General features: G+C 40.6%; 20 protein-coding genes. 15 read left to right on the top strand and 5 right to left on the bottom strand.

Going from position 1 to position 25,691, the window contains the following annotated elements; genetic code table 11:
* A partial coding sequence (locus QM877_RS09185; protein WP_414318224.1) for a hypothetical protein occupies positions 1-205 on the top strand: 205 nt, incomplete at its 5' end.
* An 83-nt stretch (positions 206-288) separates the two neighbouring features.
* Here the strand turns inward: QM877_RS09185 and cysK are convergent.
* From cysK to QM877_RS09170, 3 genes are all read right to left on the bottom strand, one after another.
* Complete coding sequence (cysK, locus tag QM877_RS09180) at positions 289-1,215, bottom strand: cysteine synthase A (RefSeq protein WP_414318223.1); 927 nt, start codon at positions 1,213-1,215, stop codon at positions 289-291.
* Between the two features lie 96 nt (positions 1,216-1,311).
* Entirely contained in the window at positions 1,312-1,755 is a 444-nt protein-coding gene (locus tag QM877_RS09175; protein WP_414318222.1) for a PH domain-containing protein, read from the bottom strand.
* A 16-nt stretch (positions 1,756-1,771) separates the two neighbouring features.
* The gene (locus tag QM877_RS09170) at positions 1,772-2,407 is read right to left on the bottom strand and encodes a YigZ family protein (protein WP_049526161.1); all 636 of its coding nucleotides are present in this window, start codon (positions 2,405-2,407) and stop codon (positions 1,772-1,774) included.
* A gap of 55 nt (positions 2,408-2,462) precedes the next feature.
* Here QM877_RS09170 and QM877_RS09165 point away from each other — a divergent pair, with 55 nt between their 5' ends.
* The 9 genes from QM877_RS09165 to polA all read left to right on the top strand — a co-directional run bounded on the left by QM877_RS09165 (position 2,463) and on the right by polA (position 13,210).
* The gene (locus tag QM877_RS09165) at positions 2,463-3,761 is read left to right on the top strand and encodes a DEAD/DEAH box helicase (protein WP_414318221.1); all 1,299 of its coding nucleotides are present in this window, start codon (positions 2,463-2,465) and stop codon (positions 3,759-3,761) included.
* Positions 3,758-4,420 carry a ComF family protein gene (locus QM877_RS09160; protein WP_414318220.1) on the top strand — a complete coding sequence of 221 codons (663 nt, stop codon included), beginning with the start codon at positions 3,758-3,760 and terminating at the stop codon, positions 4,418-4,420. The genes QM877_RS09165 and QM877_RS09160 overlap by 4 nt, the downstream gene beginning before the upstream one ends.
* A 79-nt stretch (positions 4,421-4,499) precedes the next feature.
* The gene (gene hpf / locus QM877_RS09155) at positions 4,500-5,042 is read left to right on the top strand and encodes a ribosome hibernation-promoting factor, HPF/YfiA family (protein WP_045762429.1); all 543 of its coding nucleotides are present in this window, start codon (positions 4,500-4,502) and stop codon (positions 5,040-5,042) included.
* Positions 5,043-5,190: 148 nt separating this feature from the next.
* A complete protein-coding gene (locus tag QM877_RS09150; RefSeq protein ID WP_281335417.1) occupies positions 5,191-7,164 on the top strand; it encodes a DHH family phosphoesterase in 1,974 nt (657 codons plus the stop codon).
* Positions 7,161-7,613: a 50S ribosomal protein L9 gene (gene rplI, locus QM877_RS09145; protein ID WP_414318219.1), complete on the top strand. Its 453-nt coding sequence runs from the start codon at positions 7,161-7,163 to the stop codon at positions 7,611-7,613. The genes QM877_RS09150 and rplI overlap by 4 nt, the downstream gene beginning before the upstream one ends.
* A gap of 42 nt (positions 7,614-7,655) precedes the next feature.
* Positions 7,656-9,014 (top strand): replicative DNA helicase, encoded by a 1,359-nt coding sequence (dnaB, locus tag QM877_RS09140; protein WP_000852500.1) that lies wholly within the window; start codon positions 7,656-7,658, stop codon positions 9,012-9,014.
* Positions 9,011-9,277, top strand: a complete 267-nt coding sequence (locus QM877_RS09135; protein ID WP_000128621.1) for a Veg family protein — start codon at positions 9,011-9,013, stop codon at positions 9,275-9,277. The genes dnaB and QM877_RS09135 overlap by 4 nt, the downstream gene beginning before the upstream one ends.
* Before the next feature lie 101 nt (positions 9,278-9,378).
* Positions 9,379-10,512, top strand: coding sequence for an SH3 domain-containing protein (locus QM877_RS09130; protein WP_414318218.1), 1,134 nt, complete (start codon positions 9,379-9,381; stop codon positions 10,510-10,512).
* A 64-nt stretch (positions 10,513-10,576) separates the two neighbouring features.
* Positions 10,577-13,210, top strand: coding sequence for a DNA polymerase I (gene polA, locus QM877_RS09125; RefSeq protein WP_414318217.1), 2,634 nt, complete (start codon positions 10,577-10,579; stop codon positions 13,208-13,210).
* A 116-nt stretch (positions 13,211-13,326) separates the two neighbouring features.
* Here the strand turns inward: polA and QM877_RS09120 are convergent, their stop codons facing one another.
* On the bottom strand, positions 13,327-14,775 hold the full coding sequence (locus QM877_RS09120) for an APC family permease (protein ID WP_414318216.1): 1,449 nt from the start codon (positions 14,773-14,775) through the stop codon (positions 13,327-13,329).
* Between the two features lie 427 nt (positions 14,776-15,202).
* Positions 15,203-17,287, bottom strand: a complete 2,085-nt coding sequence (locus tag QM877_RS09115; protein WP_414318215.1) for a GH92 family glycosyl hydrolase — start codon at positions 17,285-17,287, stop codon at positions 15,203-15,205.
* 171 nt (positions 17,288-17,458) lie between these two features.
* On the opposite strand from QM877_RS09115, the gene QM877_RS09110 reads away from it, so the two are divergent.
* The 5 genes from QM877_RS09110 to QM877_RS09090 all read left to right on the top strand — a co-directional run bounded on the left by QM877_RS09110 (position 17,459) and on the right by QM877_RS09090 (position 25,656).
* Positions 17,459-18,772: a glycoside hydrolase family 125 protein gene (locus QM877_RS09110; RefSeq protein ID WP_414318214.1), complete on the top strand. Its 1,314-nt coding sequence runs from the start codon at positions 17,459-17,461 to the stop codon at positions 18,770-18,772.
* Positions 18,773-18,955: 183 nt separating this feature from the next.
* A complete protein-coding gene (locus QM877_RS09105; RefSeq protein ID WP_414318213.1) occupies positions 18,956-21,601 on the top strand; it encodes an alpha-mannosidase in 2,646 nt (881 codons plus the stop codon).
* Positions 21,602-21,684: 83 nt separating this feature from the next.
* Positions 21,685-22,554, top strand: a complete 870-nt coding sequence (locus tag QM877_RS09100) for an ROK family protein (protein ID WP_414318212.1) — start codon at positions 21,685-21,687, stop codon at positions 22,552-22,554.
* A complete protein-coding gene (locus tag QM877_RS09095; RefSeq protein WP_414318211.1) occupies positions 22,548-24,428 on the top strand; it encodes a beta-N-acetylhexosaminidase in 1,881 nt (626 codons plus the stop codon). The genes QM877_RS09100 and QM877_RS09095 overlap by 7 nt, the downstream gene beginning before the upstream one ends.
* Before the next feature lie 112 nt (positions 24,429-24,540).
* Entirely contained in the window at positions 24,541-25,656 is a 1,116-nt protein-coding gene (locus QM877_RS09090) for a DUF4767 domain-containing protein (RefSeq protein WP_414318210.1), read from the top strand.
* Positions 25,657-25,691 lie beyond the last annotated feature (35 nt).

Below are 25,691 nucleotides of genomic sequence, written 5' to 3'. Positions count from 1 at the left end.
AAGATTCTTTCTAATGATGGTTTGGTCGCTTTTCATTATAGGTCTTATGGGACTTTTTTTCTACAACAAAAAAGGCTCCATAATTCCTATGGTGGTTTTACCCACTACAGAAATTATAGAGCCTTTTTTATTTTATACTCTTCGAAAATCAAATTCAAACCACGTCAGCTTCGCCTTGCCGTATTCAAGTACAGCCTGCGGCTAGCTTCCTAGTTTGCTCTTTGATTTTCATTGAGTATTAAAAGGTAAACAAAAAGCCCTATACAAGGGCTTAGTGCATTTAGGAGACTACACTTCGAATTCATAGAGTGCTGTAGATAGGTAACGTTCTCCGTTATCTGGTGCAAGCGCAAGGACTTTTTTACCTGTTCCAAGTTTTTTAGCGACTTCAATTGCTGCATAGATAGCTGCTGCAGAAGAAATACCGACTAAGAATCCTTCTTTTCCACCGATTTCACGGCCAAGTGAAAGAGCGTTGTCTGATGTTACACGAACGATACCATCGTAAGCTTTTGTATCAAGTGTATCTGGAATGAATCCAGCAGAGATACCTTGAATTTTGTGAGGACCTGGCTTTTCACCAGACAAGATAGCTGACTCGCCTGCCTCAACAGCAAAAACTTGAATGTTTGAGTTGGCAGTTTTAAGAGCATGAGAAACACCAGAAATAGTTCCTCCAGTACCAACACCGGCAACAAAGGCGTCTAAACCATCAGCTCCGAAATCAGCTAGAATTTCAGCTCCTGTTGTTCTTTCGTGAACCTCTGGGTTAGCTTGGTTATTAAACTGTAATGGTAGGAAACCATCACGCTCAGCAGCAATTTCCTGCGCTTTTGCAATCGCACCTTTCATTCCTTCGCTACCAGGAGTGAGGACTAGTTCAGCTCCATAAGCTTGGATAATTTTACGACGTTCCACGCTCATGGTTTCAGGCATAACGATAACAACTTTATAGCCTTTAGCAGCACCAACCCATGAAAGTCCGATACCAGTATTTCCACTTGTTGCTTCCACAATAGTAGAACCTGGTTTCAATTTACCCTCTTGTTCTGCTTTTTCAATCATACTTAGGGCGATGCGGTCTTTAACGGATGATCCTGGGTTAAAAGCTTCAAGTTTTACATAAACATCTGCTGCACCTTCGGGTACAATGTTGTTTAATTTAACAATCGGTGTTCTACCGATGAGTTCTGTGATGTTGTTATAAATAACCATGTTAGCACCTCTTTATATAAGATGCTTCTAGTATAACGCTAACTTTGACTTTTGTAAAATATAGAAATCCTATCGGAGTGATAGGATTTTTTTATATCAGTGATTCAAACCATTCATATTCAAACGATTGTGATAAGCTAATTCAAATAGATAAGTGTAAAGAGGTACGATATCTGTTTTCTTTGGAAATTCAAATTTGTGAGAATTAAAATGCTCATTGTGAGATTTTAAAAAGGCATTTTCTAAATAAGTAATCGTAATCTCACTATCATCAATCCCAAGTCCAGCAGTTTCCATTTCAACATTGACAATGTTCATGAGGAAAATTGATTTGATAGACATCTTCCGTCCCGTTGCCCCTTGTTTATCTGTAAAGATGATTCGGATATTTGTAAAGATAATTGAGTCACGAATGAGTTTATATCCGCTTTGAATTTCTTCATTTTCTAATAAATATTGTCCAAACTCCTTGGTAAGAGCTTCTTTACTTTGCTCACTGAAGTTTCCAGCGAGTCCCTGAATTAATCTTCCAAAAGCCATATGATATTTCCTTTCTTTACGATAGGTTTACAGGTACTTCAACTTCACGTAAACCTTTGTCGGTTAGAGTAACTTTTCCATTGAAAAATTCAATGAGATCAGCCTTGATACCGTCTTTCTTTTCTTTATCAATGAAAATCATAGTGTCAACTTGATCTGTAAAGTTTGTCTCTAATTCTATGAGATTATGCTCTTTAAGAAAATTCCCATATTCTTGATACTGGGCATAGGTCATGTGAATCTGTATCCCTGCTTGCTCTTTGATTTCAATAATGCCAATTTCCTTAACTGCTAGAGCAACACTACCAGCATAAGCGCGAATCAAACCACCAGCCCCTAGTTTGATACCACCAAAATAACGAGTAACTACAACACAGACATTAGTAAGGTTGTGATTCTCCAGAACTCCTAGCATAGGAACGCCAGCAGTCCCACTAGGTTCTCCATCATCACTAGTTCGCTTGATTTCACTACGCTCACCGACAATAAAAGCAGAGCAGTTGTGGGTAGCTTTATAGTGTTCTTTTTTAATAGTTGTGATAAAATCACGAGCCTCTTCCTCACTATAGACACGTTTGGCATGACAGATAAAGCGTGATTTTTTGATTTCTTCTTGGACTTGTCCGTCCTCTTTTATAGTTCTGTATTCCATATTTTTATTGTACTAAAAAATAGCGTAAAGTTCTACATTTTACGAATAAAGAAATATGAAAGTAAATCCAAATTATCTCGGTCGCCTTTATACCGAGCAAGAATTAAGTCATGAGGAGAGACAACAAGCAAAACAAATTCCATCCATGAAAAAAGAAAAGGGTCAACAATATTGTCAGCGTTGTGGTAGTCAGATAGAAGAAGAATGGCATTTGCCTATTGGTGCTTTTTATTGTCGAGAATGCTTGATTATGAAGCGAATAAGAAGTGATCAAAATCTCTATTACTTTCCGCAAGAATGTTTTCCCAAACAAGATGTACTCAAATGGTCAGGTCAACTGACTCCATTTCAAGAGCGGGTATCACAAGGACTCCTTCAGGCGGTAGATAAGAAGGAGGCTACCTTGGTACATGCAGTGACAGGAGCTGGTAAGACTGAGATGATCTACCAAGTTGTTGCTAAGGTGATTGATCAAGGTGGAGCTGTTTGTTTGGCCAGTCCACGAATTGATGTTTGCCTAGAACTCCATAAACGATTACAAAATGATTTTGCATGTGATATTGCGCTACTACATGGGGAGTCGGATCCCTATTTTCGTACACCTTTAGTTGTAGCAACCACTCACCAACTATTAAAATTTTATGAAGCTTTTGATTTATTGATTGTGGATGAAGTGGACGCCTTTCCTTATGTTGATAACCCAGTACTTTACCATGCTGTCAACAATTGTGTAAAGGGAAATGGATTGAGAATATTTTTAACAGCAACGTCAACTGACGAGTTAGATAGAAAAGTTAAACAAGGGGAGTTAAAGCGTCTCAGTTTACCTCGTCGTTTTCATGGAAATCCTCTCATTGTTCCCAAGCCAATCTGGTTATCGCATTTTAATAGATATTTAGAAAAAAATGGCTTACCTCCAAAATTAAAACTTTACATTGAGAAACAGAGAAAGACGGCCTATCCCTTACTAATCTTTGCCTCTGAGATAAAAAAGGGAGAAAAGCTAAAAGAAATTTTGCAGGAGAAGTTTCCGAATGAGAAAATAGGCTTTGTATCTTCAATCACAGAAGACAGATTAGAGCAGGTACAGGCCTTTCGAGATGGAGAGTTAACGATATTAATAAGCACAACTATATTAGAGCGTGGAGTTACCTTCCCTCGTGTAGATGTTTTTGTGGTGGAAGCCAATCATCAACTCTTTACCAAGTCAAGTTTAGTACAAATTGGTGGACGAGTTGGAAGAAGCATGGAGCGTCCTACTGGAGAACTGATATTTTTCCATGACGGCCTCAATCAGTCCATTAAGAGAGCCATAAAGGAGATTAAACAAATGAATCAGGAGGCAGGAGTATGAAGTGTTTATTGTGTGGTAAAAGTTTGCAAACAGAGATAACTTTTACTAACCTGCTCTGTTTGAAAAAGGAGGAGGAACTAGTCTGTGAATCCTGTATTTCGTCTTTTGAGAGTATCGGTGACAACCATTGCCCTAGGTGTTTTAAAAAAAATGTGTCAACAAATTGTCAAGATTGTCAATTTTGGTGTAAACAAGGTGTAAAGGTTGATCATGTGGCTCTTTATTCCTATAATCAGGCCATGAAAGAATATTTTAGTCGCTATAAATTTGATGGTGATTATCTTCTTAGAAAGGTATTTTCTGAGATATTGCAAAAAGAGTTAAAGAAGTATAAGGACTATCAGATTGTGATTGTTCCTCTGAGTGACGAGCGTTTAAAAAGCAGAGGCTTTAATCAAGTTGAGGGTTTGATAAAGGATACTGGGTTAGCATATCTGGATATTTTGGTTAAAAAAGAAGTGGAGGCTAGTTCTTCAAAAAATCGAGCTGATCGTTTACTTACAGAGTTTCCATTTTTTCTGAAAGATGGCGTGAAGCCCCCAGAAAATATCTTACTCTTTGATGATATTTATACAACTGGAACTACCTTGAATCGTCTTAAAAGTATGCTATTAGAGGCTGGTTGTCAGAATATTAAAACTTTTTCCCTCGCAAGATGAGGAAAAAGTTTGCAAAAAAAATATGAAAGCGTTATAATATAGTTAGAAAAACAAATATGTTTAGAAAGAAGGTACTTATATGATTAAATATAGTATCCGTGGTGAAAACCTAGAAGTAACAGAAGCAATTCGTGATTATGTAGTTTCTAAACTCGAAAAGATCGAAAAATACTTCCAAGCAGACCAAGAATTGGATGCGCGTGTTAACTTGAAAGTTTACCGTGAAAAGACTGCTAAAGTTGAAGTAACCATTCCGCTTGGATCTATTACTCTTCGTGCAGAAGATATTTCTCAAGATATGTACGGTTCTATTGATTTGGTGACAGATAAGATTGAACGTCAGATTCGTAAAAACAAAACTAAAATTGAACGTAAGAACAGAAATAAAGTATCAACAAGTCAACTCTTTACAGATGCTTTAGTTGAGGACTTAGATGTAGCACAACCAAAAGTTGTTCGTTCAAAACAAATTGATTTGAAACCAATGGATTTGGAAGAAGCTATCTTACAGATGGATTTATTGGGACATGACTTCTTTATCTATGTAGATGTTGAAGATGAAACAACAAATGTTATCTATCGTCGTGAAGATGGAGATATCGGTCTTCTAGAAGTTAAATAATCTTAATAATTAGTTTGTAAAAGTGGTTTACACTAGTGTAAACCACTTTTTAGTTTTGATATTTTACGATTATCTGAATATAGGGTTCCCTCTTTAAAAGTCGCTTTTTGGCTACATTTGTGGTATAATAATGCGCAAGAGGTTTGTAATGAAAAAAAATGAAATAAATCCCTTTTTTATGTATCTGATTGCTATGGTAACCTTTACGATTATGACCATTTTGATTGTGTTAGTAAAGGATAATCTGATCACTATAGCAAGTCTATTTTTATTTATTGTATTCTATGTTTTGCTATTTAATTTCCAGAAAAAATATTACAAAAAAACAGATATCGAGCAAATCCAGTATGTCAATCATCAGGCTACGGATAGTTTGAGTGCTCTGTTGGAGCAAATGCCTGTCGGGGTTGTTAAATTAAATATGAACAGCAGTGAGATTGAATGGTTCAATCCCTATGCGGAGTTAATTTTGACAACCGAGGATGGAGAAATTGATTTTCCTCAATTTCAAAAGATTTTAAAGAGTTCGATTTCTTCCCCAGGGGCTTATGCCATTGTTGGGGAGAAACGTTATGCAGTGCATTTGGATAGAAATTCGGGTGTCTTATACTTTTTTGATGTTTCTGGTGAGTATGAGGCGACTGCTGAATTGGTAACAAGTCGTCCTGTAATTGGAATTATCTCAGTTGATAACTATGATGATTTGGAAAATGAAACGTCTGAATCAGACATTAGTCATATTAATAGCTTTGTTGCAAATTTTGTTTCAGAATTTGCTGGGAAACATGCCATGTTTTCTCGTAGAGTGAGTATGGATCGGTTTTATCTATTTACTGACTACACTGTACTTGATCACTTGATGCAGGATAAGTTTTCTGTAATTGATACCTTTCGTGAGGAAGCTAAGCAACGGAATTTACCACTAACGATGAGTATAGGAGTTTCCTATGGTGATGGGAATCACGACCAGATTGGGAAGGTTGCTCTCCTCAATCTCAACTTAGCCGAAGTTCGTGGTGGTGACCAAGTAGTTGTAAAAGAGAATGATGAAACCAAAAATCCAATCTACTTTGGAGGCGGTTCAGCGGCATCTGTTAAGCGAACTCGGACACGAACTCGTGCTATGATGACAGCTATCTCAGATAAACTTAAAAGTGTCGATCGAGTTTTTGTTGTTGGTCACAAGAATCTTGACATGGATGCTCTTGGTTCAGCAGTTGGAATGCAGTTGTTTTCGAGTAATGTACTAGAAGATAGTTATGTGGTTTATGATCCTACACAGCTGTCTCCAGATATCGCTCGAGCGGTCAATTATTTGGAAGATGAGGGTGTTTCAAAACTTCTTCCTTTAAATCAAGCGATGACAATGGTTACCAAACGCTCCTTACTGGTGATGGTTGACCATTCTAAGACAGCTTTAACCTTATCCAAAGAGTTTTATGACTTGTTTACCCAGACGATTGTCATTGACCATCATCGTCGTGACCAAGATTTTCCAGATAATTCGGTCATTACCTATATCGAGAGTGGAGCTAGTAGTGCTAGTGAACTAGTAACAGAATTGATTCAATTTCAAAACTCTAAGAAGAAACGTTTGAGTCGTATTCAGGCTAGTGTTCTTATGGGGGGGATGATGCTGGATACTAAAAATTTCACCTCTCGGGTAACTAGTCGAACTTTTGATGTTGCAAGTTATCTCAGAACGAGAGGGAGTGATAGCATTGTCATTCAGGAAATTTCAGCCACTGATTTTGAAGAATATCGATTGGTAAATGAATTAATTTTACAAGGGCAAATGGTACAGCCATCAATCCTGGTTGCTCAAGCTTTGGAGGATAAAGAGTACGATACGGTTGTTATTAGTAAGGCTGCTGATGCTATGCTTGCCATGTCTGGTATAGAGGCTAGCTTTGTACTTGCTAAGAATAGTCAAGGAGCAATCTCCATTTCTGCGCGAAGCAGAAGTAAGATCAATGTCCAACGAATTATGGAAGAGTTAGGTGGCGGTGGTCACTTTAACTTAGCTGCGGCACGTTTGACAGATATGAGTCTGCAAGAAGCAGGAGACAAACTGAAAACAGTTATTTTTAATGAAACAAAAGAAAAGGAGTCAGAAGAATGAAAGTAATCTTTTTAGCAGATGTTAAAGGTAAAGGGAAAAAAGGTGAAATTAAAGAAGTATCAACTGGATATGCACAAAACTTTTTAATTAAGAAAAACCTTGCTAAGGAAGCTACAGCTCAAGCCATTGGTGAGTTGCGTGGTAAGCAAAAATCAGAAGAAAAAGCACATGCAGAGATGCTTGCAGAAGCGAAGGAAATTAAAGCAAAACTGGAAGCAGAAGAAACAATCGTTGAATTTGTTGAAAAAGTTGGTCCAGATGGACGAACTTTTGGGTCAATTACTAACAAGAAGATTGCAGAAGAATTGCAAAAACAATTTGGTATTAAAATTGATAAACGCCACATTCAAGTTCAATCACCAATCCGAGCAGTTGGTTTGATTGATGTTCCGGTTAAGATTTATCAAGATGTAACAAGTGTAATCAATCTTCGTGTCAAGGAAGCTTAATTTACGATTGGTTGACAATATTGTAAAAGGAAGGAAAGTCTGATGGCAGAAGTTGAAGAACTGCGTGTTCAGCCTCAAGATATCCTAGCAGAACAATCTGTTTTAGGAGCCATTTTTATTGATGAGACTAAACTCGTTTTTGTCCGAGAATATATCGATTCACAGGACTTCTTTAAGTATGCTCACCGTTTGATTTTTCAAGCTATGGTTGATTTGTCTGATCGTGGAGATGCTATTGACGCAACCACAGTTCGGACGATACTAGATAGTCAGGGTGATTTACAAACTATTGGAGGCTTGTCTTATCTGGTTGAGATTGTCAATTCGGTGCCAACCTCTGCCAATGCGGAATACTATGCTAAAATTGTAGCAGAAAAGGCTATGCTTAGACGTCTAATTGCTAAGTTGACAGAGTCTGTAAACCTAGCCTATGAAGCTTCTCAACCTGCTGACGAGATTATTGCTCGTGCAGAAAAAGGCTTGATTGACGTTAGTGAGAATGCCAATCGAAATGGCTTTAAAAATATTCGCGATGTATTGAATATCAACTTTGGGAATTTAGAAGCTCGTTCGCAACAGACTTCAGATATCACGGGTATTGCGACAGGTTATCGAGATTTAGATCACATGACGACAGGTCTGCATGAGGAAGAATTGATTATTTTGGCAGCTCGTCCTGCGGTTGGTAAGACAGCCTTTGCTTTGAATATTGCGCAAAATATCGGAACCAAATTAGACAAGACAGTTGCTATTTTCTCTCTGGAAATGGGTGCTGAAAGTTTGGTCGATCGTATGCTGGCTGCGGAAGGCTTGGTAGAGTCGCATTCTATCCGTACAGGTCAATTGACTGAGGAAGAATGGCGCAAGTATACGATTGCTCAGGGTAATCTCGCTAATGCAAGTATCTACATCGATGATACACCAGGAATTCGGATCACAGAAATTCGCTCTCGTTCCCGTAAACTAGCTCAAGAAACAGGTAATCTAGGCTTGATTTTGATTGACTATCTTCAGCTGATCACAGGGACTGGTCGAGAAAATCGTCAACAAGAAGTATCTGAGATTTCCCGTCAGTTGAAAATCTTAGCAAAAGAACTCAAAGTTCCGGTTATAGCTCTTAGTCAGCTTTCTCGTGGTGTAGAGCAACGTCAAGATAAGAGACCAGTTTTGTCTGATATTCGTGAATCTGGATCTATTGAGCAGGATGCTGATATTGTAGCCTTTCTTTATCGTGATGACTATTATGAGCGCGGTGGTGAAGAGGAGGAAGGCATTCCAAATAATAAAGTAGAAGTGATTATCGAGAAAAACCGTAGCGGTGCTCGCGGAACGGTAGAATTGATTTTCCAAAAAGAATATAATAAATTTTCAAGTATTTCGAAGATGGAGGAACCAAGATGACAGACGCATTTACAGATGTGGCTAAAATGAAAAAAATCAAAGAAGAAATTAAGGCGCATGAGGGACAAGTGGTAGAAATGACCTTAGAAAATGGTCGTAAACGCCAAAAGAATCGTTTGGGAAAACTAATTGAGGTTTATCCATCGCTCTTCATCGTTGAGTTTGGAAATGTTGAAGGAGACAAACAGGCTAATGTCTATGTTGAATCTTTCACCTATTCAGATATTTTAACAGAAAAGAACTTAATTCATTATTTGGATTAAGGATAATCATGAAAGTGAGAAGATTTCTCACTTTTTTTATTTTCTTTCGAATGATATAGATGAGGTCAACCTCAAAAATCTAATTATTTGAAGGAGAATGAATGACATTTACTAAAGCAGGACATAAAAAGGGAACTTTTCTCAGAAAGACAGCTGTAGGATCAGCTTCACTATTACTAGCAGGAGCTTTTTTATTTGGTGGAGGAACTGTTCATGCCAATCAGGCAAACAATGGATCACAGGCACGTGGAGATGATTATCCCTATTATTATAAAAATGGAAGTCAAAAAATTGATAAGTGGCGCATGTACTCAGGACAGTGTACCTCTTTTGCTGCTTTTCGTTTGAGTAATGTCAATGGTTTTGAAATTCCGGCGGCTTATGGAAATGCTAATGAATGGGGATATCGTGCTAAACGAGAAGGTTATCGCGTAGATCAGCGCCCAGCAATTGGTTCTATCGCTTGGGATACGAGTGGACAGTATGGTCATGTCGCTTGGGTATCCAATGTTTTTGGTGATATGATTGAAATTGAAGAATACAATTATGGAGTCAGAGAAAGGTACAATCGACGAACGGTAAAGGCCAATTCTATGACTGGATTTATTCATTTTAAAGATGTGGGGAATGCTAGCTCAGGAAATTATCAGTTATCACTCGTATCTAGCGGGACACATATTTTTACAGAAAAAGCAGCCATTATGGATCAGCCATCACTAACAGCAACGATTATCGATTATTACTATGCGGGAGAAAGTGTTCATTATGATCAAACCCTTGAAAAAGATGGGCATAAATGGATTAGTTATATTTCACGAAGCGGGAACAGACGTTATATCCCCTTAACTAAAACAAGTAGCTCTAAAAATGGTTGGGAAAAAGAAGGAACTGTTTGGTATTATTATGAAAATGGTCAGAAAGCAGTCGGTTGGAAGAAGATTAATGGAAACTGGTATCATTTGCAAGTTGATGGTACAATGACGACAGGCTGGTTAAAAGATGGTTCTAAGTGGTATTATCTGAAGTCGTCTGGCGAAATGCAGACAGGCTGGTTAAAGGATAATGGAACATGGTACTATCTTGAAAGCTCAGGTGCTATGAAGGCTAGCCAGTGGTTTCAGGTTTCAGGGAAATATTACTATGTAAATTCATCGGGAGCTTTAGCAGTCAATACGACTATCGATGGTTTCCAAGTTGATAGCAGTGGTGCGCGAGTAGAAAATCCAGCATCATAAGTGTTATTCAGTATTTGGGCTCTTCCTAATGGTATTTTTCCCTGCTTTCCTTTATAATGGGTGTATGGACAAGAAAAAATTATTACTAATTGACGGTTCTTCAGTTGCTTTCCGAGCATTCTTTGCACTTTATCAGCAACTGGATCGTTTTAAAAATGCTAACGGACTTCATACCAATGCTATCTACGGTTTTCACCTGATGCTAAATCACCTACTGGAGCGTGTTCAACCGAGTCATATCTTGGTTGCTTTTGATGCGGGGAAAACGACTTTCCGTACAGAGATGTACGCTGATTATAAGGGTGGTCGTGCTAAGACTCCAGATGAGTTTCGTGAGCAATTTCCCTTCATTCGTGAGTTGCTAGACCATCTTGGGATTCGCCACTATGAATTAGCCCAGTATGAGGCGGATGATATCATTGGAACTCTTGGTCGCTTGGCTGAAAAGGAATCTTTTGATGTAACTATCGTCAGCGGAGACAAGGACTTGATTCAGTTGACAGATGAGCATACTGTGGTTGAAATTTCTAAGAAAGGTGTAGCTGAGTTTGAGGCCTTTACGCCAGACTATCTCATGGAAAAGATGGGCATTACACCGACTCAGTTTATCGATCTCAAGGCCCTCATGGGAGATAAGTCAGATAATATCCCTGGCGTAACCAAGATTGGTGAAAAGACTGGTATCAAGCTCTTGTTAGAACATGGCTCGCTCGAAGGTATTTATAAAAATATCGATGGGATGAAGGCTTCTAAGATGAAGGAAAATCTCATTAACGACAAGGAACAAGCCTTCCTATCTAAAACACTAGCAACGATCGATACGAAAGCACCGATTGAGATTGGCCTGGATGATTTGGTTTATAGCGGTCCAGATGTGGAAAATCTTGGGAAATTCTACGATGAGATGGGCTTTAAACAGCTCAAGCAATCTTTGAATACTTCTCAGGCGAATCAAGCTGAGACTTTGAATTTCACCGTGGTGGACAAAGTGAGTGAAGACATGCTGAGTGCCGACTCTATCTTCCACTTTGAACTTTTTGGTGAAAATTACCATACAGATGATTTGGTTGGTTTTGCTTGGTCTTGTGGAGACAAGCTCTATGCTACAGATAAGCTGGAACTTCTGCAGGATCTGATTTTCAAGGACTTTCTAGAAAAAACAGCTCTGAAAGTGTATGACTTTAAGAAAGCTAAAGTTCTCTTAAATCGCTTTGATGTGGATTTGCAGGTGCCTGCTTTTGACAGCCGTTTGGCTAAATATCTTCTCTCTACTGTCGAGAATAATGAAATTTCAACCATTGCTAGTCTCTATGGTCAAACTTACCTAGTCGATGATGAAACCTTCTATGGTAAGGGTGTCAAGAAAGCTATCCCTGAGAGAGGAACATTCTTGGAGCACTTAGCTCGCAAGGTTGCTGTATTGGTTGAGACAGAGCCTGTCTTATTTGAAAAATTAAGCGAAAATGGGCAATTAGATCTCCTTTATGACATGGAGCAACCTCTAGCCTTTGTCCTTGCTAAGATGGAAAGTGCTGGGATTAAGGTCAAAAAAGAAACATTGCTTGAGATGCAAGCTGAAAATGAACTTGTCATTGAAAAGCTGACGCAAGAGATTTATGAGTTGGCTGGTGAGGAGTTTAATATCAACTCGCCTAAACAACTTGGCGAATTGCTTTTTGAAAAGCTAGGTCTCCCTCTCGAATATACCAAGAAAACCAAGACGGGCTACTCGACAGCCGTGGATGTATTGGAGCGTCTAGCTCCGATTGCACCAATCGTCAAGAAAATTCTCGATTACCGTCAGATTGCTAAGATTCAATCCACTTATGTGATTGGTTTGCAGGACTGGATTTTAGCTGATGGCAAGATTCACACGCGCTATGTGCAAGATTTGACTCAGACAGGTCGTCTGTCTAGTGTCGATCCAAACTTGCAAAATATCCCTGTTCGTTTGGAACAAGGGCGCCTCATTCGTAAGGCTTTCGTGCCAGAATGGGAGGACAGTGTCCTTCTCAGCTCGGACTATTCACAGATTGAGTTGCGCGTTTTGGCACATATCTCTAAGGATGAGCACTTGATTAAGGCTTTCCAAGAAGGAGCTGACATCCATACCTCGACAGCCATGCGTGTCTTTGGAATTGAACGTCCTGAGGATGTGACTCCGAATGACCGTCGTAATGCCAAGGCTGTTAACTTTGGAGTGGTTTACGGGATTTCAGATTTTGGCTTGTCTAATAATCTGGGCATCAGCCGTAAGGAAGCAAAAGCCTATATTGATACTTACTTTGAACGCTTCCCAGGTATTAAAAACTACATGGATGAAGTGGTGCGTGAGGCGCGTGATAAGGGCTATGTAGAAACTCTCTTCAAACGTCGTCGTGAGTTGCCAGATATCAATTCGCGCAACTTTAACATTCGTGGTTTTGCGGAACGTACAGCCATCAACTCACCTATCCAAGGATCGGCTGCAGATATTCTCAAAATCGCTATGATTCAGCTAGACAAGGCTCTAGTTGCAGGCGGCTATCAGACCAAGATGCTGTTACAAGTGCATGATGAAATTGTTCTTGAAGTTCCTAAGTCAGAATTAGCCGCCATCAAAAAACTCGTCAAGCAAATCATGGAAGAAGCTATTCAACTCAGTGTACCCCTCATTGCTGATGAAAATGAAGGCGCAACTTGGTATGAGGCCAAGTAAAAAATACATTAATAGACAAAAAAATCCCCTTGAACGTTACTGTTCAAAGGGGATTTTTGCTGAGAAAATTTTTGTAAGCAAAGATAAAATCGATTTTATCTAGCTAGTAGTAGAATTTATTTGATTTGTTTCTTTTGTTCTTTTTTGGCAAGTACTGGTAGAATCACACCTAATCCAATCAGAATAATTGGGGTTAAGATGTTTGTAAGAAGAGAGAATTGCCAAGCAGTTGGATTCTCAGCATAGCTAATTTTTGGAACCATACCAAGGATACAAGCGAAGGCAGTAAAGAGGAAGCACCAAGTACCGATAATAAAGCCAAGTTTAGGATTATTCACAAACTTGTATTCGGCATTTTTGTATGTCTTCCAAGCACGGTTAAGCATCATGTAGGCAAGGAATACCCAGAGGTAACGCATTGGCATTACGATAGAATTGAGGTTGGTCATCCATTTTACAAGTCCGTCAATTTCCTGAATACCAAAAATTGGAAGGATGATGATAAGGCTAACGAGGACACCTGTAAGAAGGTAGCCGTTAATGAGGACGCCTTTTTCAGTACGTTTGCGAAGCCAGCTTGGGATGTAGTTTTCATCAGCGTTATTGAGAAGGATTTGCAATGGTGCGTCAATAGAGAAGGCAAGTGCTGCGATTTGTCCGACCATGTTTGTAAGAGCGTAGATCACGACAAAGAGGTTTCCAACTCCCCAAGAATTTCCTAACATTTGGAAGGCTTGATAAGCACCATTACGCATGAGGTCTTCAGGGATGTTATTGCCATCAAATAGCATTCCCATGGCAACTGATCCGAGGATAGCAGAAAGTCCGACCATGATGGCCATGACAATCATACCTTTTGGAAATTCTTTCGCAGGGTTGCGGGTTTGATTAACATAAGGGGAAATTTTTTCACAACCACCAACGGCAAAGACTAGTAGTGAAATCGTTGTAAAGTAAGAAAAATCAAAGTTTGGAATGTAGGTGCTCAGTTGATCCATGTGTGGTGTCGCAAACTGAATATCTGGCTTGATGAAAGGCAGACCGACAGCCAAAAGCACAAAGAGTAAAGACATAATCAACATAGCACTTCCTGCCAAGCTACCAATGACTTTTAGAGTTGCCAATCCCTTTGTAGAAAGGTAGAGGAAAAGTCCAAAGATTAGCAAGCAGAGAATAACGATCCAGTGGATGTCGATTTGTTTAAGGAATTGTCCGTTACCTTGCAAGGCCCAACCAAGCGGAATTAGAATTCCTTGAGGTTTTTGTGCGAGATAAGGGATATGCACAACCCAGTAGGTCCAAGCAGCAAAGTAGGCGAGACGTTTGGTTGATGTTTTTTCAACCCAGTCACTAACACCGCTTCCGCTCTCCTTGAAGGTAGAACCCAGTTGTCCAACGATGAGGGAATAAGGGATAAAGTAGAGTGCGAGGATTAAAATCCAAGATACGACGACTGAAATTCCCTGTTGAGAATAGTTGTTGACGACGTTTCCTAGCCCCCAAACCATGTTGAAGGCAATCAGAGATACCATCAGCCAATTAAGTTGGTGTTGATCTTTTTTCATAATGTCTCCTTTTCTGATAATTTTAGTATATCATGTTTTTTTGAAAGCGCCTAACAAAATTTAAAATTTACAATAAAAATTGTAAAAGTCAGCTAACAGATAAGCTCTAGGATTGTTTAGTTGAGAAAAGGTTATCCACAACATGTGGATAACTCAAGGTGTCAACAACAACTGTCTCTTTATAGTTTTGATATGAGAAGAAGAGATGAAATGTAGGAATTACAAGAGAGGGGAGCCTGTTATAAAGCCATATGGGGCAAGGATTCCAACAAGATTCCTATTGTAAATCATAGAAGCTTGGATTGGAAAGGTACTTTGGAAAAACTTGAAAATCTTTTCCGAAGAAAAGCTGAAAGTTACTCACAAGTTGTGGATAACTTTATATGGATAAGAAGACCCCTTTGAGCCGGGCAAAGGGGTTAGGTTATTAATGCTTTGGCAACCAACTGAGGGTAAAGTCGAGAGATTGAGCATTTAGTAAATCATTGTGACGAATACTTTGAACTTCCTTCCCGTCCAGCTGACAGTCTTGGACAAAGTGGAAGTGTTCATGATTTTGTTGAGTACGAACATCCAACCACTGATTTTTTTCTGTCAAATAGACACGAAGATGGTCAAAGAGTGGAATTCCAAGGTCATAACTTGCTTTTCCTGGGCAGGTTGGGTAAAGTCCGAGAGCAGACCATACATACCAAGCCGATAGACTACCATTATCCTCATCTCCTGGATAGGCATCCCAGCCAGCTCGAAAGGCTTTTTGACGAAGAGTCTTGATTAAGAGGCTGGTATATTGGGGATAACTACTGTAGCGGAAAAGATAAGGGATGTGGAAACTTGGTTGGTTTGAAATGGCTAGTTGACCAAATGGTGCTGTTGCCATCTCACTCATCTCATGAATTTCATATCCATAGCCAGTCGTTTCAAAGAGTGGGAGACTTTGACAAGCTTTCAAAAGATAGTTGCTAAAGGCTTCTTTTCCACCCATTAGTTGGCTAAGCCCGGAAATATCATGTAATACACCGAGACTGGCTTGAATAGCGGAACACTCAGCATAATCACAGCCCCAACTATAAGGAGAAAAGTCAGGGCGGAAGTTGCCATCTACATCACGCGCCCTCATGTATCCTGTCTCAGGGTCAAAGAGGTTTTGATAATTCTTAGCATATTGGGAATAGGTTTGGGCTAGCTCTTCATGACCCAATTTTGCTGCGCAAGTAGAGATGCAAAAATCACTATAGGCATAGTCTAGTGTGTGACTGACACTTTCGTGGTGGTCTGTGGATAAATAGCCCAGTTCTTGGTATTGGCTTAGACCGTGTCGTCCGTTGATAGCTTTTGGATCTGCCTTGGTCGCAGTTTCAAGCATAGCTTTGAGAAATTCTTCTTCAAGATCAGGCGCCATATCTTTACAAGCACTATCTGCAATAAGGCCATCGATCAAAGTACCAGGCATCATGCCTCGTTCGTCAGGAGCCAGCCACTTAGGGAGGTATCCGGTGTCACGGTAGCTATTGAGGAAGCCTTCGAGAAACTGACGATAGTACTCTGGAATAATCAAGGCGAAGAGTGGGAATGAAGTGCGGAAAGTATCCCAAAAACCATTGTTGGTGAAGAGTAGACCAGGTTTGATAGTACCTGAAGCTAGGTCTATATGGATGTTTTCACCTTGCTCATTTACCTCATAGAAGGTTTGCGGGAAGAGAAAGAGTCTATAAAGACAGTGATCAAAAAATGTTCGGTTTACTGGACCAGTTTCCACGACATCAAAACGGCCTAGAAGATTTTCCCAATTTGTCTTGGCGTCTTGTTTTGTTTCTTCAAAATCCTGTTTAGGAAGATTAAAGAGGGCCTGTTCTTTGGAAATAAAAGAAGTTGCCAGTTGAATGAGGGCTTCTGCTCCAGCCAAGTCAATTCGCCAGTCCTGTCCCTCTTGATTGATAGATTCAATATCCGTAGAGAATGCAAGAGCAGTAAACATGACGAGAGGACTTTTATTGGTTTCAGTTTCTCCTTCTTGTCTCAGGGCCAGAGTTCGCTTATCGACTTGTTCGACTGTCAGTTTATCCGCCGCGTGAAGATAGAGGGAAAGTTTTTTTCCTTGTATCTGTCTTAGTTGAATAGAAGCTCCATAGCAAGTAGGACTTAGCTGCGTTTCAATCTGATAACGCTCAGAAAAAATCTTTAGAAAATGAGGATTAAAAATAGCACGTTCAAGATTATAAGAAGATTGACGATGAAAGAGAGTATCGCCGCTGATTTCTCCTGTAACAGGTGTCAGTAGTAACCAAGAATAATCGCCAATCCAAGGGCTAGGCTGATGGGTTAGTCGAATCCCCTGAAAGATAGGTAGATGGGGATCGAAAAACCAAGAACCTTCTTGGTCACTAGTCTGGGGGACAAAGTAATTCATTCCAAAAGGAACACCTGTGTAAGGTAGGGTATTGCCTCGTGAAAATGCATGTTTACTAGCTGTTCCAAAACGTGTATCTATGGTTTCAAGTATAGGTTTCATAGTAGTTCCTTCAGTAGTTTTCTACATTATATCAGAAAAAGGATACTTTTAGAAAATGACTTCAAAATATAACAATTTTGTAGAATAATGACTAACATTTGTGTATATATTTTCTGGACTAAAAGCTATATACTGAAAATGAAAATTTGTTTGAAAGAGGCAAAATAGTTTATGGTTTATTCAAAAGAAATTGTCAGAGAGTGGCTAGATGAGGTAGCAGAGCGTGCCAAGGAGCATCCTGAGTGGGTTGATGTCTTTGAACGTTGCTATACAGACACCTTGGACAATACAGTTGAGATTTTAGAAGATGGCTCGACCTTTGTATTGACGGGAGATATTCCAGCTATGTGGCTTCGTGACTCGACTGCCCAGCTTAGACCATACCTTCATGTGGCAAAAAGAGACCCTCGTTTGCGCCAGACCATTGCTGGCTTGGTTAAACGCCAGATGACTTTGATTCTCAAGGATCCCTATGCCAACTCTTTTAATATTGAGGAGAACTGGAAGGGTCATCATGAGACAGACCATACAGACCTCAATGGCTGGATTTGGGAACGTAAGTATGAAGTAGATTCGCTTTGTTATCCATTGCAATTGGCTTATCTCCTTTGGAAAGAAACTGGTGAGACTAGCCAATTTGATGAAACCTTTGTTACAGCGACTAAGGAAATCCTTCATCTCTGGACGGTGGAACAAGATCATAAGAACTCGCCTTATCGCTTCGTCCGTGATACTGATCGTAAGGAAGATACCTTGGTAAATGACGGCTTTGGGCCAGACTTTGCTGTGACAGGGATGACCTGGTCAGCCTTTCGTCCAAGTGATGACTGCTGTCAGTATAGCTACTTGATTCCATCAAATATGTTTGCAGTAGTTGTCTTGGGTTATGTGCAGGAAATCTTTGCAGAATTAAATCTAGTAGATAGCGAAAGTATTATTGCTGATGCCAAACGACTCCAAGCTGAGATTCAAGAAGGAATCGAAAATTATGCCTACACAACAAACAGCAAGGGCGAGAAAATCTATGCCTTTGAGGTAGATGGTTTAGGAAATGCTAGTATCATGGATGACCCTAACGTACCAAGTTTGTTGGCTGCTCCATATCTTGGTTACTGTGATGTCAATGATGAAGTGTATCAAGCTACTCGTCGCACTATCCTGAGCCCTGAAAATCCATACTTCTACCAAGGAGAGTACGCAAGTGGGCTTGGAAGTTCTCATACCTTCTACCGCTATATCTGGCCGATTGCCCTTTCTATCCAAGGATTGACAACGACGGATAAGGCAGAGAAGAAACATCTGCTAGATCAGTTGGTTGCCTGCGATGGTGGAACGGGTGTGATGCACGAAAGCTTCCACGTAGACGACCCGACACTCTACTCACGCGAATGGTTCTCATGGGCCAACATGATGTTCTGTGAATTAGTCTTGGATTACCTAGATATTCAAATCTCTTCAAACCACGTCAGCTTCGCCTTGCCGTAGGTATGGTTACTGACTTCGTCAGTTTATCCACAACCTCAAAGCAGTGCTTTGAGCAGCCTGCGGCTAGCTTCCTAGTTTGCTCTTTGATTTTCATTGAGTATAAGGAGCACGCTTTAGCTTCACTGATTCTTGTAAAGAATCACAAATATATTTTTAAATTTAAGTTAGAATGAGGTTTTACTCATGGAAAATGTTGTTGTACATATCATCTCTCACAGTCACTGGGATCGTGAGTGGTATCTACCTTTTGAAAGTCACCGTATGCAGTTGGTGGAACTTTTTGACAATCTTTTTGATCTTTTTGAAAATGATCCTGAGTTCAAGAGTTTCCACCTGGATGGACAAACCATCGTCCTCGATGACTATTTAGAAATTCGTCCTGAAAACCGTGACAAGGTGCAGCGTTATATCGACGAAGGTAAGCTCAAGATTGGTCCTTTTTACATCTTGCAGGATGATTACTTGATCTCCAGTGAAGCCAATGTCCGTAATACCTTGATTGGTCAAGCTGAATGTGCTAAATGGGGCAAATCTACTCAAATTGGTTACTTCCCAGATACCTTTGGAAATATGGGGCAAGCTCCTCAAATTCTTCAAAAATCAGGTATTCACGTAGCAGCCTTTGGTCGCGGTGTTAAACCAATCGGATTTGACAACCAAGTCCTCGAAGATGAGCAATTCACCTCTCAATTTTCTGAAATGTACTGGCAAGGGGCAGACGGTAGCCGTGTACTCGGTATTCTCTTTGCTAACTGGTACAGTAACGGGAATGAAATTCCAGTGGATAAAGACGAAGCCTTGACTTTCTGGAAGCAAAAATTAGCAGACGTTCGTGACTATGCATCGACCAACCAATGGTTGATGATGAACGGCTGTGACCACCAGCCTGTACAGAGAAATATTAGTGAAGCGATTCGTGTGGCAAACGAACTCTTCCCTGACGTGACCTTTATTCACAGTTCTTTTGACGAATATGTGCAAGCAGTGGAAAGTGCACTTCCTGAACACCTATCAACGGTTACAGGTGAGTTGACTAGCCAGGAAACTGATGGTTGGTATACTCTTGCTAACACCTCTTCTTCCCGTATTTATCTCAAACAAGCCTTCCAAGAAAATAGCAACTTGTTAGAGCAGGTTGTGGAACCGTTGACCATCATCACTGGTGGACATAACCACAAGGATCAATTGACCTATGCTTGGAAAGTACTTCTGCAAAATGCACCGCACGATAGTATCTGTGGTTGTAGTATTGACGAAGTTCATCGTGAAATGGAAGTTCGTTTTGCCAAGGTTAATCAAGTTGGAAACTTTGTCAAGACCAACCTTCTCAATGAGTGGAAACATAAAATAGCAACTCAGGAAGCGCAAAGTGACCACCTATTTACGGTTATCAACACTGGATTACATGACAAGGTAGATACAGTCAGTGTTGTAGTGGATGTTGTGACTTGTGATTTCAAGGAATTGCACCCGACAGAAGGCTTCAAGAAAATGGCAGCTTTGAGTTTGCCAGATTACCATGTTCAAGATTTGGATGGCCATGTCCTTGAAGCCAAGATTGAAGACTTGGGAGCAAGTTTTGGCTATACTTTGCCTAAGGATAAATTCCGCCAACCATATATTGCACGCCAAGTGCGCGTGACAATCCCAGTTCACCTTGCTCCTCTTTCTTGGGCAAGTTTCCAATTGGTTGAAGGTCAAGTAGATTACCGAGATGGTATTTATCAAAATGGAGTCATTGATACACCATTCGTAACAGTGAGTGTAGACCAAGGAATTACAGTTTACGACAAGACTACGAATGAAGCCTACGAAGATTTCATCCAATTCGAGGACCGTGGAGATATTGGTAACGAGTACATTTACTTCCAGCCGAAAGGAACTGAGCCAATTTATGCTCAACTGAAAGGTTATGAAGTCTTAGAAAACAATGCTCGCTATGCCAAAATCTTGCTCAAACATGACTTGACTATTCCAGTTAGCGCAGATGAAAAATTGGATGCGGAGCAAAGAGGCATTATTGAGTTTATGAAACGAGACGCAGGTCGTTCAGAAGAGTTGACAACTATTTCTCTTGAAACTGAGATGACCGTCTTTGTGGACAATCCACAGATTCGCTTTAAAACTCGCTTTACCAACACAGCCAAGGATCACCGCATTCGTCTCTTGGTAAAAACTCATAACACTCGTCCAAGCAATGATTCTGAAAGCATTTATGAAGTTGTGACAAGACCAAATAAACCAGCAGCTTCTTGGGAAAATCCTGAAAATCCACAACACCAACAAGCTTTTGTCAGCTTGTATGATGATGTTAAAGGAGTGACAGTATCCAATAAAGGATTGCACGAGTATGAAATTCTTGGAGATGACACCATGGCTGTAACCCTTCTTCGTGCTTCAGGCGAACTTGGTGACTGGGGCTACTTCCCAACGCCGGAAGCTCAGTGCTTGCGTGATATCGAAGTTGAATTTGCAGTAGAATGTCACCAAGCAGGGGAACGCTTCTCAGCTTTCCGTCGTGCCAAAGCCTTCCAGGTGCCATTTACAGCTCTTCAAGTTGCAAAACAAGAGGGTAGCGTTGCAGCAACGGGTAGCCTCTTTAACCATCCGGCACTGAACTTGCCACAAGTCTGCCCAACAGCCTTTAAGGTGGCTGAGAATGAAGAAGGTTATGTCCTTCGTTACTACAACATGAGTCAAGAAAATATCCGTGTGTCTGAAAAACAACAAACTATTCTTGACTTGTTGGAACGCCCATACCCAGTCCATTCAGGACTATTGGCACCACAGGAAATTCGTACAGAACTCATTCAAAAAGAAGAAATTTAATTTTAAAAAGTAAACATAAACAGAAAGGAGGAGCGAAAAAGTAAGAACCAACTGCTGATTCGCTCCTTTTGCAGGTGAAAGCAATGACCATTGCAACGATTGATATCGGAGGGACTGGCATTAAGTTTGCTAGTCTAACTCCTGATGGAAAGATTTTAGATAAGACTAGCACCCCAACTCCAGAGACTCTGGAAGAGTTGCTAGCTTGGTTGGACCAACGCTTGTCAGAACAGGACTATCGTGGGATTGCTATGAGTGTTCCAGGAGCGGTCAATCAAGAAACAGGAGTGATTGAGGGAATTAGTGCCATTCCTTATATCCATGGTTTTTCATGGTATGAGGCCCTTGCTCCTCACCAGCTACCTGTCCATCTAGAAAATGATGCCAACTGTGTTGGACTTAGTGAACTGCTAGCTCATCCTGAGATTGAAAATGCAGCCTGTGTTGTCATTGGCACAGGGATCGGTGGAGCCATGATTATCAATGGCAAAATTCACCGTGGTCGCCATGGCTTGGGTGGAGAGTTTGGTTACATGACAATTATCGAACCAGCAGAAAAACTCAATAACTGGTCACAACTAGCTTCTACAGGAAACATGGTTCGTTATGTGATTGAAAAATCAGGTCAGTCAGACTGGGATGGCCGAAAGGTTTATCAAGAGGCTGCAGCAGGCAATGCCCTTTGCCAAGAAGCCATTGAGCGTATGAATCGTAATCTAGCTCAAGGATTACTCAATATCCAGTATCTAATCGACCCAGATGTCATTAGCCTAGGTGGCTCTATCAGTCAGAACCCAGATTTTATCAAAGGGGTGCAAAAAGCGGTAGATGCTTTTGTCGAAAATTATGAAGAATATACAATTGCTCCAGTGATTCAAGCTTGCACCTATCAGGCAGATGCCAATCTCTACGGTGCCCTTGTCAACTGGTTACAGGAGGAAAACCAATGGTAAATTTTACCGGAATTAGCAGTAAACAACAGCAAGCTATAGACTTACTTCAAAAGCACATTTCTCTACCAGATGTAGAAGTGGCAGTCACCCAGTCTGACCAAGCTTCTATCTCTATTAAGGGTGAGGGCGGAGAATATCAATTGACTTATCGCAAACCTCACCAACTCTATCGCGCCTTGTCTGTTCTCGCAACAGCATTAGCAGAAGGTGATAAGGTGGAGATTGAGGAGCAAGCGGCTTATGAAGATTTAGCCTACATGGCTGACTGTTCGCGAAATGCGGTTCTAAATGTTGCATCTGCTAAGCAGATGATTGAAGTCTTGGCTCTCATGGGTTATTCAACCTTTGAGCTCTACATGGAAGACACCTATCAGATTGAAGGGCAACCTTATTTTGGTTATTTCCGCGGGGCTTATTCAGCTGAAGAGTTACAGGAAATTGAAGCATACGCCCAGCAGTTTGACATGACCTTTGTCCCATGCATCCAGACCTTGGCCCACTTGTCAGCCTTTGTCAAATGGGGCGTCAAAGAAGTGCAAGAACTCCGCGATGTAGAGGACATTCTCCTCATCGGCGAAGAAAAAGTCTACGATCTGATTGACGGTATGTTTGCGACGTTGTCTAAACTACAAACTCGCAAGGTCAATATCGGAATGGATGAAGCCCACCTGGTTGGTTTGGGACGTTACCTTATCCTAAACGGTATTGTGGATCGTAGTCTCCTCATGTGCCAACACTTGGAGCGCGTGCTGGATATTGCAGACAAATACGGTTTCCACTGCCAGATGTGGAGCGATATGTTCTTCAAGCTCATGTCAGCAGACGGACAGTATGACCGTGATGTGGAAATTCCAGAAGAGACTCGTGTTTACCTAGACCGTCTCAAAGACCGTGTGACCTTGGTTTACTGGGATTATTATCAGGATAGCGAAGAAAAATACAATCGTAACTTCAATAACCACCACAAAATTAGCCAGGATATCGCCTTTGCAGGTGGTGCTTGGAAGTGGATTGGCTTCACACCACACAATCATTTCAGTCGTCTCATTGCTGTCGAAGCTAACAAAGCTTGCCGTGCCAATCAGATCAAAGAAGTCATCGTGACTGGTTGGGGAGATAATGGTGGTGAAACAGCCCAGTTCTCGATCCTACCGAGCTTACAAATCTGGGCAGAACTCAGCTACCGCAATGATTTAGAACGTCTGTTAGCTCATTTCAAGACCAATACAGGCCTATCGGTTGAGGACTTTATGCAACTTGATCTTGCCAACCTATTGCCAGACCTACCAGGTAATATACATGGTATCAACCCCAACCGCTATGTCTTTTATCAGGATGTTCTCTGCCCAATTCTTGACAAGCACATGACTCCTGAGCAGGACAAACCACACTTTGCCCAAGCAGCTGAGACTCTTACTGCTATCAAAGAAAAAGCAGGCATCTACGCTTATCTCTTTGAAACTCAGGCACAGTTGAATGCTATTTTAAGTAGTAAAGTGGATGTAGGCCGACGCATTCGTCAAGCCTATCAAACAGGTGATAAAGAGAGCTTGCAACAAATCGCTAGAGAAGAATTACCAAAATTAAGAAGCCAGATTGAACACTTCCATGCTCTCTTTAGCCACCAATGGTTGAAAGAAAACAAGGTCTTTGGCTTGGATACCGTAGACATCCGTATGGGAGGACTCTTGCAGCGGATCAAGCGAGCAGAAAGTCGTATTGAGGCTTATCTTGCTGGTCAAATTGACCGCATCGAAGAACTAGAAGTAGACATCTTGCCATTTAATGATTTCTACGGAGACAAGGACTTCGCAGCAACAACAGCCAACCAATGGCATACCATTGCGACAGCTTCGACCATTTATACGACCTAGAAATTTATCACAGATAGCCAAACATCTCCTTTTAAATAAATGGAGATGTTTTTTGATTTGGGGATAGGGAAGGAGTATAATGAAAGTATAAGGATAGTTTGGAGGTCTAACCATGAAAAAGCTACTACTAGTCCTAGGTGCGAGTATGCTAGTTTTATCTGCTTGTCAAAAGACGACAGAAGATAGCGCAACTAGTTCGTTAACACCAAAAAACCAACAAACCAAGGAAGTAACCAACTATTTTCACTACCTAGCAGATTCCTATCAGAAGGCTCTTTCGCACGAAAAAGAAGTCAAGGACGCAACTGTTCAATCACCTATGGCTGCTACTCTTGTAGCCATGGAAGAACTTCAACTATCTAATCCGACTGACCAAGCCTTGATTATGAAGAACTACTCGGATTTTCAGAAGCTAGTCCAGTACAATACCGAAAAATGGCAGGAAGAGTTTGCAAGCTGGGCTTCTTCTATGGGGCAGTCCTATCATAGACTAGAGCATAGAAATTTTGATGAAAAAAATGAACTCATTGAAAAATTAGAAACAACAACTGTTTCTCAGAAAAAAGTCAGATGGAATATTTTCGGGGTGTCCAGTGACAACGCCTATGATTACTTGGTTTTGGATGCCTACTATGACAATCAGGACAAACATTTCTACTTATTTACACTGAAAGATGGGCAAGCACAGGTCTTGCATACCGATAAGACGCTAGAAACTATCAATACTGCAAACTTTGAAGAGACTGAAAACACAGATTTAGCACAAGGCTTTAAGGAGTTTCTATTAAAAACGAGTGTCACTACAGAGAATGAGCCCGATATAGACAATAGTTCTCTAACAGACAATATAAAAATAGCCATGGAATCCTACTCGGATAGTAGAGGTGAAAGATTTAAGTCGACTAGCCTAGCAACATACGGTCGTTATTATGGGCTTGCAGTTCCGGATCAGATGATGCAATTTGGACAAGTCGATGGAGTCAAATATACTTTTAAATGGCATGGTTATACTGCTGGTGTTGGAGAAAAACGCTTTGAAATCTTGGCCTGTTATGTGAATGAAGCGGGGACAGAAGTGATTCTTTTTGGCTACATGGATGGTCGCCCTACTATTTTACATACTGAGGGGCAACCGGAGATTGATAAAAGTGAAGCAGGTGCTATTATAGATGCTCAGGTTCATTTTGTTGAATTTCACCAACCGATTTTAGAACAAGTTTTCAAGTAATAAATATGGGCAACACCTCTTGCAAGCAAGACGTT

It is taken from the genome of Streptococcus infantis (assembly GCF_047463655.1).
Lineage (GTDB): Bacteria > Bacillota > Bacilli > Lactobacillales > Streptococcaceae > Streptococcus > Streptococcus infantis_Z.
The sequence above is the reverse complement of the archived record's forward strand: the minus strand, read 5'-3'. Positions and strand labels throughout refer to the sequence as shown.